Source organism: Vibrio sp. 11-4(1), from assembly GCF_013048625.1.
GTDB lineage: Bacteria > Pseudomonadota > Gammaproteobacteria > Enterobacterales > Vibrionaceae > Vibrio > Vibrio diabolicus.
This window is the reverse complement of sequence record NZ_VHSY01000009.1, coordinates 105485-118899: the sequence shown is the minus strand read 5'-3', so window position 1 is coordinate 118899 and position 13415 is coordinate 105485. Positions and strand designations below refer to the sequence as shown.

Here is a 13415-nt window from a genome sequence, read left to right as displayed (position 1 = left end):
TTTCTCCGTGATTAACCGTAACTCAGTACTAAGCCGTGAGTGAGTTTCGTCCAGCCGTCAAGCAAGACAAAAAGCAACAATTTGAAAGGGAGAGAGATGGTCATTGGCGATACCATCATCATGCCCATGGCGAGCAAGATATTAGAAACAATTAAGTCGATAGCGATGAACGGCAAGTACAATAGAAAGCCAATCTCAAAAGCACGGGTAAGCTCACTGACCGTAAACGCTGGCAGCAACAGCAACAAGCTATCTGACTCTAAACGGTCCACGTACTTTTGCGGCCATAATGTGCGCGCAGCATCGGTAAAGAATATGGCTTCGGTTTCCCGAATATGTTTTTTCAAAAACTCTCGATAAGGCTGTAAACCGCTTTCAATGAGGCCTTCCACACTTGCAGAATCTTCAAGAGAAATATCATGCTGCTTCACGTAGTCATAGGTCTCAAACCCGACGGGAGCCATGATGAAAATCGACAAAATTATCGCCAAGCCATACAGTGCCATATTCGGTGGAATTTGCTGTACACCGAGAGCGTTACGCAGCAGTGAGAATACAACGGCGAGTTTTACAAACGACGTCGCCATCATCGCGATAAATGGGATCAGTGCCAGCAGTGCTAAGCTGACAATGAGATTGAGCTCGTCAGGTAACTGGATCATGCTGGCTCCTGCGTGCCACCAAACAGTTCCAGTACGCGCACACCTAAATGCTCATTAACATTAACCAGTTCACACTCACCGACGATTTTGCCGTTGGCACGCAATGTTACCGGCTTAGATACAGGTTGGTTTAGCTCGAATACGTACCCAGGCTGAAGCTGGTTAAGCTGTTCTAGAGTGATGGTTTGATGGCCGATATCAAACGTGAGTTCCACGGGCAGTTGCTGGTGGTCGGTTAACATTTCTGAAGTGTTTACGTCATTCATATTGGTTTCTTTTTCAATAATGTGAAGAATTTGGTCATCCAGTTGGCAGCGCCAGAGATTCTGGTTAGATACTTGAAAAATGGCTTGTTGTTGGGCGATATAACAATCGTCAAAAAAGATCACATCTCCCAGTTCGAGCGAATTAAATTCGCTTAACATTAAATGGGTATTTCCAAGGCTTAACCACACAGGTAAAGCGAGATGTCGCGCCTGAAGAGCAGCGCTGTTTGGTAGTGCATCCAACAGCACGTTTGCTCCTTCGCTAACCCACAAACAAAGAGAGCCGTTAGGTTTATTGAGGGTTAACATCAAGGTATGCTCTTGAACTTGGCTCGACTCTAACGGTTGTAACTGGCTAAGAATGGGCAACTGACCAAATAGTGCTTTGAATGCCTCACTATGCGGTTCAATCTGAGAACTCAAAAGTGCTAACTGGAGCGAGTTGGGCAGTGACTCGAATGCAGTGGCATTCAGAGTAGACTCAAGCCATTTCTGGAGTTGCGCACGACAAAAATCCACTTGGATCGTTTGCCCTCCAATCAACGTGGTTAAACGGAATCCTTCAAATGAAGGGATTTGAGAAACAGTAATCGATACGCTCTGACCATCAGCCCCTTGGAAATGGCATTGCTTTGCACAAAGTTGATTACTGAGCGCAATACTGTCTGAATCGACTTTGGGTATCGTTAACGGCGTCATAGGTCATTCTCCGCTTGCCATTCTTCATACACGCTACGTTTCTGGCGCGAGTGTTGTTGTTCATGTTGTTGTTGATCGAGCTGTTGAGTTTGTTCGCTGATCGCTAGACGAAGTGGCTGATCACCGCCAAATCGATTTAGGCGTTCGGCAAGATCTTGTCTAGCTTGTTGGCTAATAATGGAAAGGGCATGCTCTTGTCGAATCGTCACGCTATAACCTTGCGCGTCCAACTTGATGTGGATTTCGCCACCTTTTAATTGCCCTTCACTCAGAAACAGTCGAACCTCTTTGTTGTCCGATGCGGTTGGCAGCGAAACATAGATTTTGTCCACCAATTGTTGGAGTAACGTGTTTACTTCTCGTACAGGGGCCGGCTGAGCCTGTGAAGCAACACTCTTTAAAATGACATCGCCTTGTGTTGCCGCGCTCGCAAGGTGTTGAGGTTCTGCTTTTTCGTCATCCGCTTTAACGGCCACTAGTGCGCTTTTCGTCTCGACTTTCTCAAGCGATTTAGTTTCAGAACGACTATCGGTTTTATCTGTTAGTTTGCCTGTGTCTTGTAGTCGCTGCGTTGCACGCTTATTGTGTGTCGTTTCGGTTTGTTTCGTCGTGAAGTTAGCATTGTTAATTGCATCTTGAGCGAGCGATTTCCCTACGGCCTTTTTAGGGAGAGAACCGTCGAGAGAAGCTTGTGCTTGAGAATGGGGGCCAACGCGCTCAATCGAGGATGAGCTTGGAGCCAGATCGCTCTCAAGTTTCTTATCTTTCTCATGCAATTTACTGTTTTCAATTAGGTGTTCTTCGCTATTTGTTGCGTCGTCTTGTGGTTTCTCTATGCCTCTCTTGGTGACGACGTCACTTTTTCCTTTTGATGTGGCGGTATTTCTATAAGTGCTGGCTTCTTGGTTAGAAAGTTTCGGTTGTTTGTCTAGGCTTTGAGACGCTTCATGTCTTAACGGAAAGCTCTCGTCTCTGCTCTGAGTGTCTTTTTTGCTCGCAACGGTAGATTCTTCTTCCTTGCGAGGTTTCTCCGTCATTGCACGCTCGAACTGTGATTGAAGCTCAACCTCTCGTTCCAGGGGCTTTTTTTCTGGCGTTGATTTGTACAGCGTATTCGGTGTTTCTTCTGTTGGAGTAATGCGCATAATGAACCTTTAGATAATATCGACAGTGCGAAACTCTTCTTGTTCGAGTTCTTCTTGGTATTGTCTTTCTCGCGACTGTTCCGCGAGTTCTTGTTGTTGCAACTGAACGAATTTTTCTTTGGTTTTATGGGCTTGCCGTGCCTCTTTTTGTTTTTCTTTAAGTACCGAACGTTCGTACTCAAGCGCTTTTTTTGCTTCGGCAACGCGCTGTTTAAGCTCGGCTTCTCGCTCTCTCAACAACGCGATTTCTTGTCTCAATGTTTCCAACTCTTTGAGAACGAGTGTGTGTTGCTTTGCTTTGGCAAAACGTCGCTCTTCTTCTTCCTGGCGCCAAACGTGATAGTCCTTTACGGAACGTTCGGCCTTTTGAACCTGTGCTGCCGAATTTGATACTCGGTATTCTTGGCGCTTAACGGCTTTATCCGCACGCTCAGCTCGAATTTGTTTGATTTCTAATAACCGTTCGATCATCGGCTCGCCATCTCTTTTAGTTGAGCGATAGCACCATCAAGATCACTTGGCTCATGCGTTCCTTGACGTAAAAAGGCGCGTATATCATCACTTTGCGCAATCGCCATATCCGCTCGGCTATCCGCCCCATGCTGGTACTCGCCAATTTTGAGCAGTAGCTCAACTTCTTCGTACTTGGCTAACATTTCGCGAAGGTGAGCAGCAGACGCCTGATGATCAGGTTCAACGATTTGATTCATCACGCGGCTTGCTGATCGGAGTACATCAATGGCAGGATAATGGTTCATTGCAGCAAGCTTGCGCGAGAGAATGATGTGCCCATCTAAAATGGAGCGAGTTTCATCGGCGACAGGCTCTGTCATGTCGTCGCCTTCAACCAACACGGTGTACAGCGCTGTAATTGACCCTTTGTCAGATTGACCGGCTCGTTCCATCAGCTTTGGCAAAGCGGCAAAAACGGAAGGCGGATAGCCGCGTCGTGTTGGTGGCTCACCTGCGGCTAGGCCAATTTCTCTCTGTGCGCGGGCGAAACGCGTTACAGAATCCATCAGCAGTAACACGCGTTTACCTTGGTCACGAAAATATTCAGCAATAGAAGTGGCAACAAAAGCGGCTTTGGCACGTTCCATGGCCGGGCGATCGGATGTCGCGACCACTAAAACCGACTTAGCCATACCTTCTTCGCCCAAGTCATGCTCAATAAACTCGCGCACTTCGCGTCCGCGTTCACCAATCAAGGCGAGAACGGTCACGTCGACGTCTGCGGATCGAATCAATTTTGCGAGGAGGGTACTTTTACCACCGCCAGCCGCTGCAAAAATGCCCATGCGCTGACCTTCACCACAGGTCAGTAGTCCATCAATGGATCGAACCCCAAGAGAGATTGGCTTTTCAATCAGTTTACGTTGCATTGGTGGCGGTGCATCGCGATAAACCGGATACCAAGCACTTGGTTCCTGGCTTTGCGTACCATCGAAAGGACGCCCAAGCCCATCAAGCGTTGTACCTAACAGGTGATCGCCAACGCCGACCTCATGCATTTTTCCCATTGGGCTAACTTCTGTATTTGAGGAAATTCCAAACATATTTCCTAACGGTGTGAGCAGAGCGTGATGCTGTTGAAAGCCAACGACTTCCGCTAATAAAGAGAGAGTTTGATCAGGATTACGCAACTCACACAGCTCACCAACACGAACGCCGGGGACAACTGCCTTGATAATGGTACCGGTTACTTGCGTAACGCGCCCGCGAATTTGGATCAGACGAGTTTGCCTGATCGCAGATTGTTGGATATCAGTGATGTATGAGAAATCGTTCAAGGTAAAAATATGCGCAATGATTGATGTTGGGAGGATAGAAAGGATGAGGGGGTATTTATAGTGAATATCAGTCGGGAGTTTTTAGAAAACTGAAAACGCACTAAAAAAACACGTCTGATTTTGACAGCTTCGAGAAAGCGCACTTCCTATAATTCGCCTGTATTGTACGGAAGGAGTGCAAGTGAATGAGTATTATCAACAATCATATCGCAACAAACCCAAAGTTTGATGCGTCTATCCAAAACGGGTTGGAATCGTCTCGTACCGACGCTTCACGAAAAGGCAATTACCGCGGTGAAACGGTCCGTGTTCACAATGCCACACAATCACTTTTTGATGCGATGGAAGAGCTCACTTCACTCGGTTCCGAAAAAGCAGAAAAAGATTTGACCAAGCGTAAAGTGAAAGATAGTGGCGTTCGAGTTAATGAAGCGCACGAACTCGTTTCTGACTATCTGCGAAAAGTCCCTGATCTTGAAAAGAACCAAAAGATCAAAGATCTGGCTGCAAAAATGGCGGGAGGTAATATCTCGACCATCGCTCAATTGCAAGCTTATTTGAATGGATTTTCAGAGGAGAAAAGCCATCAATACCTTGCGTTAAAAGCCGTTAAAAAGTTTTTGAGTGCGAGCCCAGAAAGTAAACATCTACTAGCGCTGATTGACCAAGCGATTCTGAGAATCGAGCAAAACCCAGATTCTTGGGCTCAAATTGATACGGAAATTCGCGTCTCAAACTTTGCTGATGAGTACAGCCAAGAGCAAGAGTTTAGCTCATTACACCAGCTGCGCGGTTTCTATCGCGATACCGTTCATAGCTATCAAGGGCTCGGAGCCGCTTATCAAGACGTAGTGGCGCGCTTTGGTGAGCAGGAGGTATCGACCGCTGTTGACTTTATGCTGCAAGGCATGAGTGCAGATCTTAGTGTTCAAGGCAGCAGTATCGACTCGGTTAAGTTGCAGTGGTTGATGTCCGATATGCAAAAACTCAAAACTCTAAATACGTTGCAAGATCGCGTGAGTCAGTTGTTCCAAATGTTTAAACCGGAAAGGACGAGTTATGGCTTATCAAGTTTCTAATTTGATGGCTGATGTGATTGCGTTGGTAGAGCAGCGATGGGTAAGCAGTGATGAGATATGGAAAGTCGCCAACGCAATGGAATTGACGGCGGTACAACAAAAAATCGATTTTTTTCGAGAGTTCCACAAGTTAGTTCGCGCGATCCCTATTGACGTATTCGCCGATGAAGAGCAACGACAGAATTTAATACAAGCGGTACAAAAGGCGCTAGACGAAGCCATTGATATAGAAGAAGAGGAAGCGTGGGAAGATGAGTTGGATTGATGCATCCGTCAATGAATTTTGCCGAGGAATGGGGCTCGATGCCGTCGATTTCTCATCAGCTGGACGGGTGCAGCTGGATTTTGAGCAAAGCGGTACACTACATATTGAGCGACACGGAGAACAGCTATTCTTGATGTTGTCTCAAGCGTTATCTTGGCATCAAACCAGTGACATCATTCAAAGAGCCCTCAGTTTGTGTCATGCCGATCAAGGCTGGCCTTTCGAAATTAAAACTGGTTTGTTAGATGAGCAAACTTTGGTTTTTTCCGCGAGGTTAAACGGAGAAGAGGTCACGCTTCCGACTTTAGAACAAGCGTTTACGCTTTTGGTTCGTCTACATAACGATGTGGCAACCTCATGACTCGAGTAAGCACTTTAAACGTAGGCATAGAAGCCTTCACGCATGTTACTCATAGTGAGGTTAAGGCCGATTTCCCTGAACGGTTTCAATTACTTCCTGATGGACAGGCGGTCGCTACGCATTTAGAGAAGCTCTATGACCTCAGGCCTTCAGACCAATACCTAATCGCGTTAACCAAGCCAAAATTGTTGCACTCAGAATTGTTGCGTCCAGAAAAGTACCGCCAACAGTTCGATGAAACGTTGGCTCAGTTGCAAGTTCTTGCACAGGATTCAGGCTCCGCTTCTTTTATCAAAGCATCCGAAACTCTACAAAGTACGCAACTTGATCAGCGTTACCTCACTATGGCGCTCAATCTCCTTATCCAGGTCTAACCAACATGTTGAGATCCAAAGACATTGAACTGTTGCTTGTTCACGCTGCACTACAAGTTCAATACCAAAAGCCAGAGCATGCTATCTCTATTCTCGATGCGGTTTTAGAGATAGACCCGCAACACAAAGAGGCGATGCAAACGCTCGCAGTGGCGTGTTTACAAAGTGGTCGATATGCCCGTGCGGTTGAGGTATGTGAGCACTTATTAAAATCCGACCTTAAACCTGATTCGGCAGGACTCTGGTTTTGCTTAAGCCAAGCTCGTTGGAAACAAAACGACGTCGATGGGGCACGCCAAGCGCACCGACGCTATCTGCAATCTTTAAATAGTGAATCACATGAATAAGTTGATCGATATTTTAAACAAGGTGGGGCAACGTAAAGACATTATGCTTGCTGTGATGTTGCTCGCGATCGTCTTTATGATGATATTGCCACTGCCTACCGCGTTGGTGGATGTGCTGATTGGCACCAACATGAGTATTGCGGTGGTGCTGCTTATGTTAGCGATTTACATCACTACGCCGCTTGAGTTCTCTGCGTTTCCCGCAGTGCTACTGATCACGACATTGTTTCGTTTGTCTTTATCCATCACGACAACCCGTTTGATCTTGCTGCAAGGCGATGCTGGTCAAATCGTTTATACCTTCGGTAACTTTGTCGTGGGCGGTAATTTGGTGGTCGGTATTGTTGTTTTCCTGATCATTACTATTGTTCAGTTTATGGTGATCACCAAAGGCTCGGAGCGGGTTGCAGAAGTTAGTGCGCGATTCTCACTTGATGCGATGCCTGGTAAGCAGATGAGTATTGACGGTGACATGCGCGCTGGGGTGATTGACGTACACGAAGCACGGCACCGACGATCACTGATTGAAAAAGAAAGCCAAATGTATGGCTCGATGGATGGCGCGATGAAGTTCGTTAAAGGCGACTCCATTGCTGGTCTGGTCATCATTGTGGTCAACATCTTAGGTGGCGTCACGATCGGGGTAACGCAAAAAGGCATGAGTGCTTCTGAAGCACTTGAGTTGTTTGCGATTTTGACCGTTGGCGATGGTTTGGTATCGCAAATTCCGGCACTGTTTATCGCGATTACGGCCGGTATTATCGTGACGCGTGTTTCTCATGAAGATTCTTCTGATCTCGGCTCGGACATTGGTGGGCAGGTCATTGCTCAGCCACGTGCGCTTCTTATTGGCGGTGTGCTTTTGGTGCTGTTCGCACTGATTCCTGGTTTTCCAAAAATTACTTTTCTGGTCTTGGCCACAGTGGTTGGTGGTGGTGGTTTCTTCCTTTTCTATCAACAGAAAAAACAGGCTGAATCAGATAGTACCGACTTATCAAGCTTTGTTTCGCAAGGGGCGGGTTCACCAGCAGCGAAGCCAAGCAAACCAACCCCATCTAGAAACAGTAAAGGCAAGTTAGGTGAGCAAGAAGAGTTCGCCATGACGGTCCCACTCTTGATTGATCTTGACGCGAGCCTTCAGGAAAGCTTGGAAGCGGTCGCATTGAATGAAGAGCTAGCAAGGGTGAGGCGCGCACTATATCTCGACCTCGGCGTGCCTTTCCCGGGTATCCACCTGCGTTTTAACGAGGGGATGCAAAATGGCGAATATTTAATTCAGTTACAAGAAGTTCCGGTTGCACGAGGACGAATTGTAAAAGACCAACTCTTGGTGACAGAAGGGAATGAACAGATCGATTTATTAGGCGTGCCTTATGAGCAAGATGAAGATTTTCTACCTAGTATTTCTAGCATTTGGGTGGCACAGAGTTATGAGCAAAAACTCGTAGCCAGTCATGTCGGTTTTCTCACACCCGACAGGATTTTAACGTACCACTTGTCTCATGTTCTCAAGGAGTACGCACAAGACTTTATTGGTATTCAGGAGACGCGTTATCTGTTGGAGCAGATGGAAGGCAGTTATTCGGAGCTAGTTAAAGAGGCCCAGCGCATTGTCCCGTTACAAAAAATGACGGAAATCTTGCAACGCTTGGTTTCTGAAGACATTTCCATCCGAAACCTTCGCGTGATCTTGGAAGCCATGGTTGAGTGGGGCCAAAAAGAGAAAGATGTTGTACAGCTGACAGAGTACATTCGTTCCAGCTTAAAACGTTACATTTGCTACAAATACGCGAGCGGACAAAACATGTTGCCCGCTTACTTATTGGATCAAAGTCTCGAAGACACAATCCGCAGCGGTATACGTCAAACCTCAGCAGGGAGCTACTTGGCGTTAGACCCGTCTGTAACTCAACAATTTGTGAGTGATGTGAAACAGACCATTGGTGATTTAAGCCGCATGCCGAATAAGCCTGTGTTAGTTGTGTCTATGGATGTACGCCGATATGTGCGAAAGCTTATTGAATCGGAATACTACGATCTGCCCGTTTTGTCATTTCAAGAATTAACCCAGCAAATCAATATTCAGCCACTTGGAAGGGTGGGGATGTAATGAAAACAAAACTAATGCTCTCGCTTGCGCAAGCGGGGATCGAAGTGACGCCATACTTTTGGCAAAAAAGTGAAATTCAACTTGGTTATCGAATTGAAGTTGAGGGTTTAGAGCTCGTTTTTCGTGTGGAGGACTGTGAAATCATCATCGTTCTGTTGAAACGTGTGCATCCAAACCTAGGGTTGAGTAACCCTTTTGCAGGCTTATTTCTCTTAGCTGAGCATGCTGTTCAACTTTATCCCTCCGATTGGGTCATTCGCGGAAACGTCGATGTGTTACGTGGTAGCAACATGAGCAGCCAGCGATTAGCCCAGTTTTATTTAAGAGCATGTGGTGCTAGCCATGATGAGCAGGCCGATTGGTACTGTTTACGTCTGGCAGATTATAGACCTTTGAAAAAGTTGAAAAAATTGAAAAAGTTGAAAAAGTAAAAACTCACGACTGTTACTGACAGCACCGATGAGATGACCCGCTTTAAGATAGGAATCAAGATGAAGCAACCGTTTACCGATGCGATTGAGAACGCTGAGCTCGCCATTAGAAAAGCTGAAGACAGAACCGATATTTTTAACGAGCTATTGGAAGGCTTAGGTGTTGGTCCTGTTGCGGGTGATGTTTTACTTGGCGGCATAAAAGCGCCAGTAGATACCATGAAACGTGCAGAGCAAGAGCTAATAGACGAAGTCCAGCGCCGCCGGCAACAACAAAATCAGCTACAAGGTACGTCAGGTAAACGCAGAAAGCGTCCCGCAGTGATGCGCGGCATGATGATTTAGAGGTTTGGAAATGACGAATATGAAAACGACTGGCTCTACGACAGGAGCAACAGACACAGCTGCGAGTAGTGCACCATTACCCACTTTCCAACAAAACTTGATAGAGGCATTTATCCCTGTACTGGGTGAAGCAGAGACTCAGCAACTTGCCTCTCTAATCTCTTCATTGCCAACTATCTCGGGACAAACGGAATCACAAAGCATCGCGCTTTATGTTGATACACTTGAAAACCTAAAAGCGAAAAATAACGCGTTTGCTGGTATATCATTGACCGACACCGCATCTGTTTGGATAAAGTCGCTACAAAGTGCTAATTCAGATGGCGAATTAACCGCAGCCGAGTTCAATGCTCAAACAAACCAAACGCTATCAAATCAGTTTCAGTCTTGGTTTAGTAAGTTACTGACGGAAAACGTAGATAGCTCGTTATCTACTGAGTTTGTTAGTCAATTTAATTTGGGTACTCAGAGTAACCAAGCGGAGCAGATCGCCAACCTCTCCGAGACAGGTCTGGCTAATGCCACCAAAGAAATTTCTCTTTTTGTTGCAGAGCTTGCTAATCAAATGAGCTCCCGTGAAGTGAGAGATGCTTCTATTTCTTTTCTTCGCAATGCCTTTAGTAGCTTAGGTTCCCTTAATCTCGCGCAACTGAAGAGCTCGGACTTCCTGTTGACTAAAGAGAGTTTCGCTCTTCAAGTCTCAGCTCAATTAAAAAGTAGTTTTCAAGGTATCGGTATTACTTTAAGCACCGATGACGCAAGTGCGCTAGCTAACAGAATTACCTGGACTCCTGGTATTTCTAAACAGCAGCTTAAAGAAGCGTTAGATGAAATGGCCGTTCAAGTGAAAGGCCAATATAGCGCAGCTTATGGGGATGCGGCTGGAACGAAAAATCTTAAAGCGGCACTTAACACTGTCATTGGTGGAACCGAACCTTTGACGCTTTCTGGCTTGTTCGCCAACTTCGCCGTGAGTTTAACAAAGATAGAAATCGACAACTTTTACCAAGATAGCGCGATAGCCGATGTCCAAAAGACACAAATAACGGCAGCTCAAGTTAATTTAATCAAAGAAAACACCGAACGAGACATCCGATTACAGTTTGAAAAAATAGTAAAAGGTGAATCTACCGGGGCTTCGTTTACCGAGCGGTATGAGGCATTGCGCAAGAACTTAGGGGCATTGAAAGAGCGTCTACTCAATATCACCGATAAAGAGAAAGCGGATCGCGAGGTGAGAGCAGAGCACTCTCTAACGGCTCGTGATTTGTTGGCCGTTGTTGAGTCTAGCATTGGAGACCGTTTTGATGAGCAAGTGCTGCTTGCACTAAATGAGCGTCGTGTTAACCGTTTAGAGAAACGTAATGACCAGAAAGAGGCATTAGAGGATCTCACAATACAGCTTAAAGTTTTTGGTGTTGTGCAATCAAAAATTCACTCTACGCAAAGTGTTGATGGGGTTTATAAACCGGGATATCCAGAAAGTAACTTCAAAGCGAGTGACTTTAACTACAGTAATCAAACGGATTTTGAAGCTTCACCTGAGTACAAGTATTTGACGGATAATAAGATAACAAACCATCGAGACTTCCTTCAAAAACAAGGTATTACTATCGGTGATGGTGCGTCGTACCAAGACGAAGAGAAGTCGAAAAAACTGTCTAATTTTTCTAGTTCTGTCAGTGCTAAATCCAAGTTGCTTAACGATGAAGTGCAAATCAAAACCACTGAGCTGAACGACACCAGTTCCCAATACAACTCGACCGTTGAAGCAATGAACAAATTTGTTCAGAAGTACCACAGTATTTTACAAGAAATCCTACGAGCCATTTAAGGATAACAACCATGACTAAACAAAACGCGACCGATCCATCCCAAATGCAAGCAGAAGAGCTGCTGTCTTTTCTGGAAGAGGGAGGCACGCTAAAAATGTTGCACGATGTGTCTCAGGACACCATCGAACATATTTATGCCGTAGGTTACAACTTTTTCCAATCGGGAAAGATTGAGCAAGCAGCGAAAGTATTTCAATTACTCAGCATGCTTGATCATTATCAGGCGCGATTTTTCATTGGCCTTGGCGCGGCTCGTCAGGAGTTGGGTGAGTATCTGCAGGCAATAGACGCCTACAGCTACGCAGCGCTAGTGGACGTAAATGATCCACGCCCACCTTTTCACTCTGCTGAATGTCACCTGAAACTGGAACAACTGACAGAAGCAGAGAGTGGGTTTTACAGCGCGAAGGAGATGTCTGCCGGAAAATCACAATATGCAGATTTGCATGAGCGTGCAGGCATCATGTTAGAAGCGGTGAGAAATAAAAAGGAGTAATTAGACTATGAGTTCTATTGCACTTGACCGCATCCAGACGCAGGTTTATAGCCCTGAATCTGGCCAAACCACGTTAGATAACGTGCAGAAAACGGCGTCTACAGCGACGCCTTCTGTGACGGTAGAAAACGTGAAGAGTAAAGATGCAGATGTACTGAACACTGGAAAAGTGAAAGTTCAGTTAGATGCACCTAACGCAGCTGTTAGCGACAAAGTGAATGATTTGACGCTAAAAGCCATGGCACAGCTGCAAAAGATCGTCGATACCATTGCAAAATCTCTCCATGCAGTTGCAGATCAAACAGGTTCGATTGCAGTCAAAATCATCGCAGGTTCTGCTGATGATTTTGAAGTAGAGCTTGCTGCTATCACGGATAAACTGAAAAGTGCTCAAAACGAGCTGAAAATTCAGGAAGTGAAGGTCGCAAAAGCTAAGCACGAAAAAGAGATGGTTGAAAACCAAGACAAAATCAAAGAATCGGAAGCCGCTGCAAAAGAAGCCCAAAAATCAGGCTTAGCAGCGAAGATCTTTGGTTGGATCAGTGCGGTGGTTTCTATTGTTGTTGGTGCCGTAATGGTGGCAACGGGTGTTGGTGCAGCAGCTGGTGCTCTTATGATCGCTGGTGGCGTCATGGGAGCAGTGAGCATGGCGCTGCAAGAGCCAGCCGTTCAAGATGCGCTAAAAGAAGCGGGCGTAAATGTCGATGTGCTAAACAAAGTCGTAATGGCATTAGAAATCGCAGTCGCGGTTATCGGAGCTGTTGTGACGTTTGGTGGTGCAGCAGCTGGCGGTATCGCGAAACTTGCAGCAAAAGGTGCTGGCAAGATAGCTCAAAAGGTCACAGACATCGCTACGAAAACAGCTGCAAATATGGCGAAAGTGGCGGACATGGGCTCAAAAGCCGCGACAACGACCGCAAAAGCGATTCGTTACGGAGCAGAAACTGTCGATATTGCCGTCAACGTAGGTAAAGGCGCTACGGACAGTGTTCATGCCGCTAACAATGCTCACGTAACTGAGATTCAGGCAGATATCACGGACCTTCGCGCCAAAATGACCTTAAGCCAGGCCGTCATCGACAAGCTTAAAGAAGAAATTGGCAAGTTGATGGAAGATTTCCAAGAGCTGATGAGCGTCATCATGCAAATGATCCAAGCGAAAAGTGAAACCATGCAAACGGTGTTAAGCCGTCCTGCAACGGTATAAGGA

The 13415-nt window shown here is 46.0% G+C and carries 16 protein-coding genes; 11 read left to right on the top strand and 5 right to left on the bottom strand.

What is annotated here, in order from left to right; all coding sequences use genetic code 11:
* Nucleotides 1–11: 11 nt before the first annotated feature.
* Genes vscR through vscN form a run of 5 tightly spaced genes read right to left on the bottom strand, consistent with a single transcriptional unit; the run spans nt 12 to nt 4562 of the window.
* Nucleotides 12–662: a SctR family type III secretion system export apparatus subunit VscR gene (gene vscR, locus FKN16_RS18800; RefSeq protein WP_005377232.1), complete on the bottom strand. Its 651-nt coding sequence runs from the start codon at nt 660–662 to the stop codon at nt 12–14.
* Complete coding sequence (sctQ, locus tag FKN16_RS18795; RefSeq protein WP_170903356.1) at nt 659–1627, bottom strand: type III secretion system cytoplasmic ring protein SctQ; 969 nt, start codon at nt 1625–1627, stop codon at nt 659–661. The genes vscR and sctQ overlap by 4 nt, the downstream gene beginning before the upstream one ends.
* Complete coding sequence (locus FKN16_RS18790) at nt 1624–2772, bottom strand: type III secretion system needle length determinant (RefSeq protein WP_170903355.1); 1149 nt, start codon at nt 2770–2772, stop codon at nt 1624–1626. The genes sctQ and FKN16_RS18790 overlap by 4 nt, the downstream gene beginning before the upstream one ends.
* 9 nt (nt 2773–2781) lie before the next feature.
* Nucleotides 2782–3243: a type III secretion protein gene (locus tag FKN16_RS18785; protein WP_170903354.1), complete on the bottom strand. Its 462-nt coding sequence runs from the start codon at nt 3241–3243 to the stop codon at nt 2782–2784.
* Nucleotides 3240–4562: a SctN family type III secretion system ATPase VscN gene (vscN, locus tag FKN16_RS18780; RefSeq protein WP_170903353.1), complete on the bottom strand. Its 1323-nt coding sequence runs from the start codon at nt 4560–4562 to the stop codon at nt 3240–3242. Before vscN ends, FKN16_RS18785 begins: the two co-directional genes overlap by 4 nt.
* A 185-nt stretch (nt 4563–4747) precedes the next feature.
* Between vscN and sctW the strand changes: the two genes are divergently transcribed.
* The 11 genes from sctW to vopB are packed head-to-tail and all read left to right on the top strand — an operon-like array spanning nt 4748 to nt 13412.
* Nucleotides 4748–5641 (top strand): type III secretion system gatekeeper subunit SctW, encoded by an 894-nt coding sequence (sctW, locus tag FKN16_RS18775; protein ID WP_048626445.1) that lies wholly within the window; start codon nt 4748–4750, stop codon nt 5639–5641.
* On the top strand, nt 5622–5906 hold the full coding sequence (locus FKN16_RS18770; protein ID WP_012841775.1) for a TyeA family type III secretion system gatekeeper subunit: 285 nt from the start codon (nt 5622–5624) through the stop codon (nt 5904–5906). The genes sctW and FKN16_RS18770 overlap by 20 nt, the downstream gene beginning before the upstream one ends.
* A complete protein-coding gene (gene sycN, locus FKN16_RS18765; RefSeq protein ID WP_005395112.1) occupies nt 5893–6267 on the top strand; it encodes a type III secretion chaperone SycN in 375 nt (124 codons plus the stop codon). Before FKN16_RS18770 ends, sycN begins: the two co-directional genes overlap by 14 nt.
* Complete coding sequence (gene vscX / locus FKN16_RS18760; RefSeq protein ID WP_005377246.1) at nt 6264–6641, top strand: type III secretion system protein VscX; 378 nt, start codon at nt 6264–6266, stop codon at nt 6639–6641. The genes sycN and vscX overlap by 4 nt, the downstream gene beginning before the upstream one ends.
* Before the next feature lie 5 nt (nt 6642–6646).
* Nucleotides 6647–6988 carry a type III secretion system chaperone VscY gene (gene vscY / locus FKN16_RS18755; protein ID WP_005395110.1) on the top strand — a complete coding sequence of 114 codons (342 nt, stop codon included), beginning with the start codon at nt 6647–6649 and terminating at the stop codon, nt 6986–6988.
* Complete coding sequence (vcrD, locus tag FKN16_RS18750; RefSeq protein WP_134646551.1) at nt 6972–9098, top strand: SctV family type III secretion system export apparatus subunit VcrD; 2127 nt, start codon at nt 6972–6974, stop codon at nt 9096–9098. Before vscY ends, vcrD begins: the two co-directional genes overlap by 17 nt.
* Nucleotides 9098–9529 carry an LcrR family type III secretion system chaperone gene (locus FKN16_RS18745; RefSeq protein WP_170903352.1) on the top strand — a complete coding sequence of 144 codons (432 nt, stop codon included), beginning with the start codon at nt 9098–9100 and terminating at the stop codon, nt 9527–9529. Before vcrD ends, FKN16_RS18745 begins: the two co-directional genes overlap by 1 nt.
* A gap of 60 nt (nt 9530–9589) precedes the next feature.
* Entirely contained in the window at nt 9590–9874 is a 285-nt protein-coding gene (locus tag FKN16_RS18740; protein WP_170903351.1) for an LcrG family type III secretion system chaperone, read from the top strand.
* 10 nt (nt 9875–9884) lie between these two features.
* Complete coding sequence (locus FKN16_RS18735) at nt 9885–11708, top strand: virulence-associated V antigen (protein WP_272870865.1); 1824 nt, start codon at nt 9885–9887, stop codon at nt 11706–11708.
* A gap of 11 nt (nt 11709–11719) precedes the next feature.
* A complete protein-coding gene (gene vcrH / locus FKN16_RS18730) occupies nt 11720–12205 on the top strand; it encodes a SycD/LcrH family type III secretion system chaperone VcrH (protein WP_005395089.1) in 486 nt (161 codons plus the stop codon).
* Between the two features lie 7 nt (nt 12206–12212).
* Entirely contained in the window at nt 12213–13412 is a 1200-nt protein-coding gene (gene vopB, locus FKN16_RS18725) for a type III secretion system translocon subunit VopB (protein ID WP_170903349.1), read from the top strand.
* Nucleotides 13413–13415: the final 3 nt, after the last annotated feature.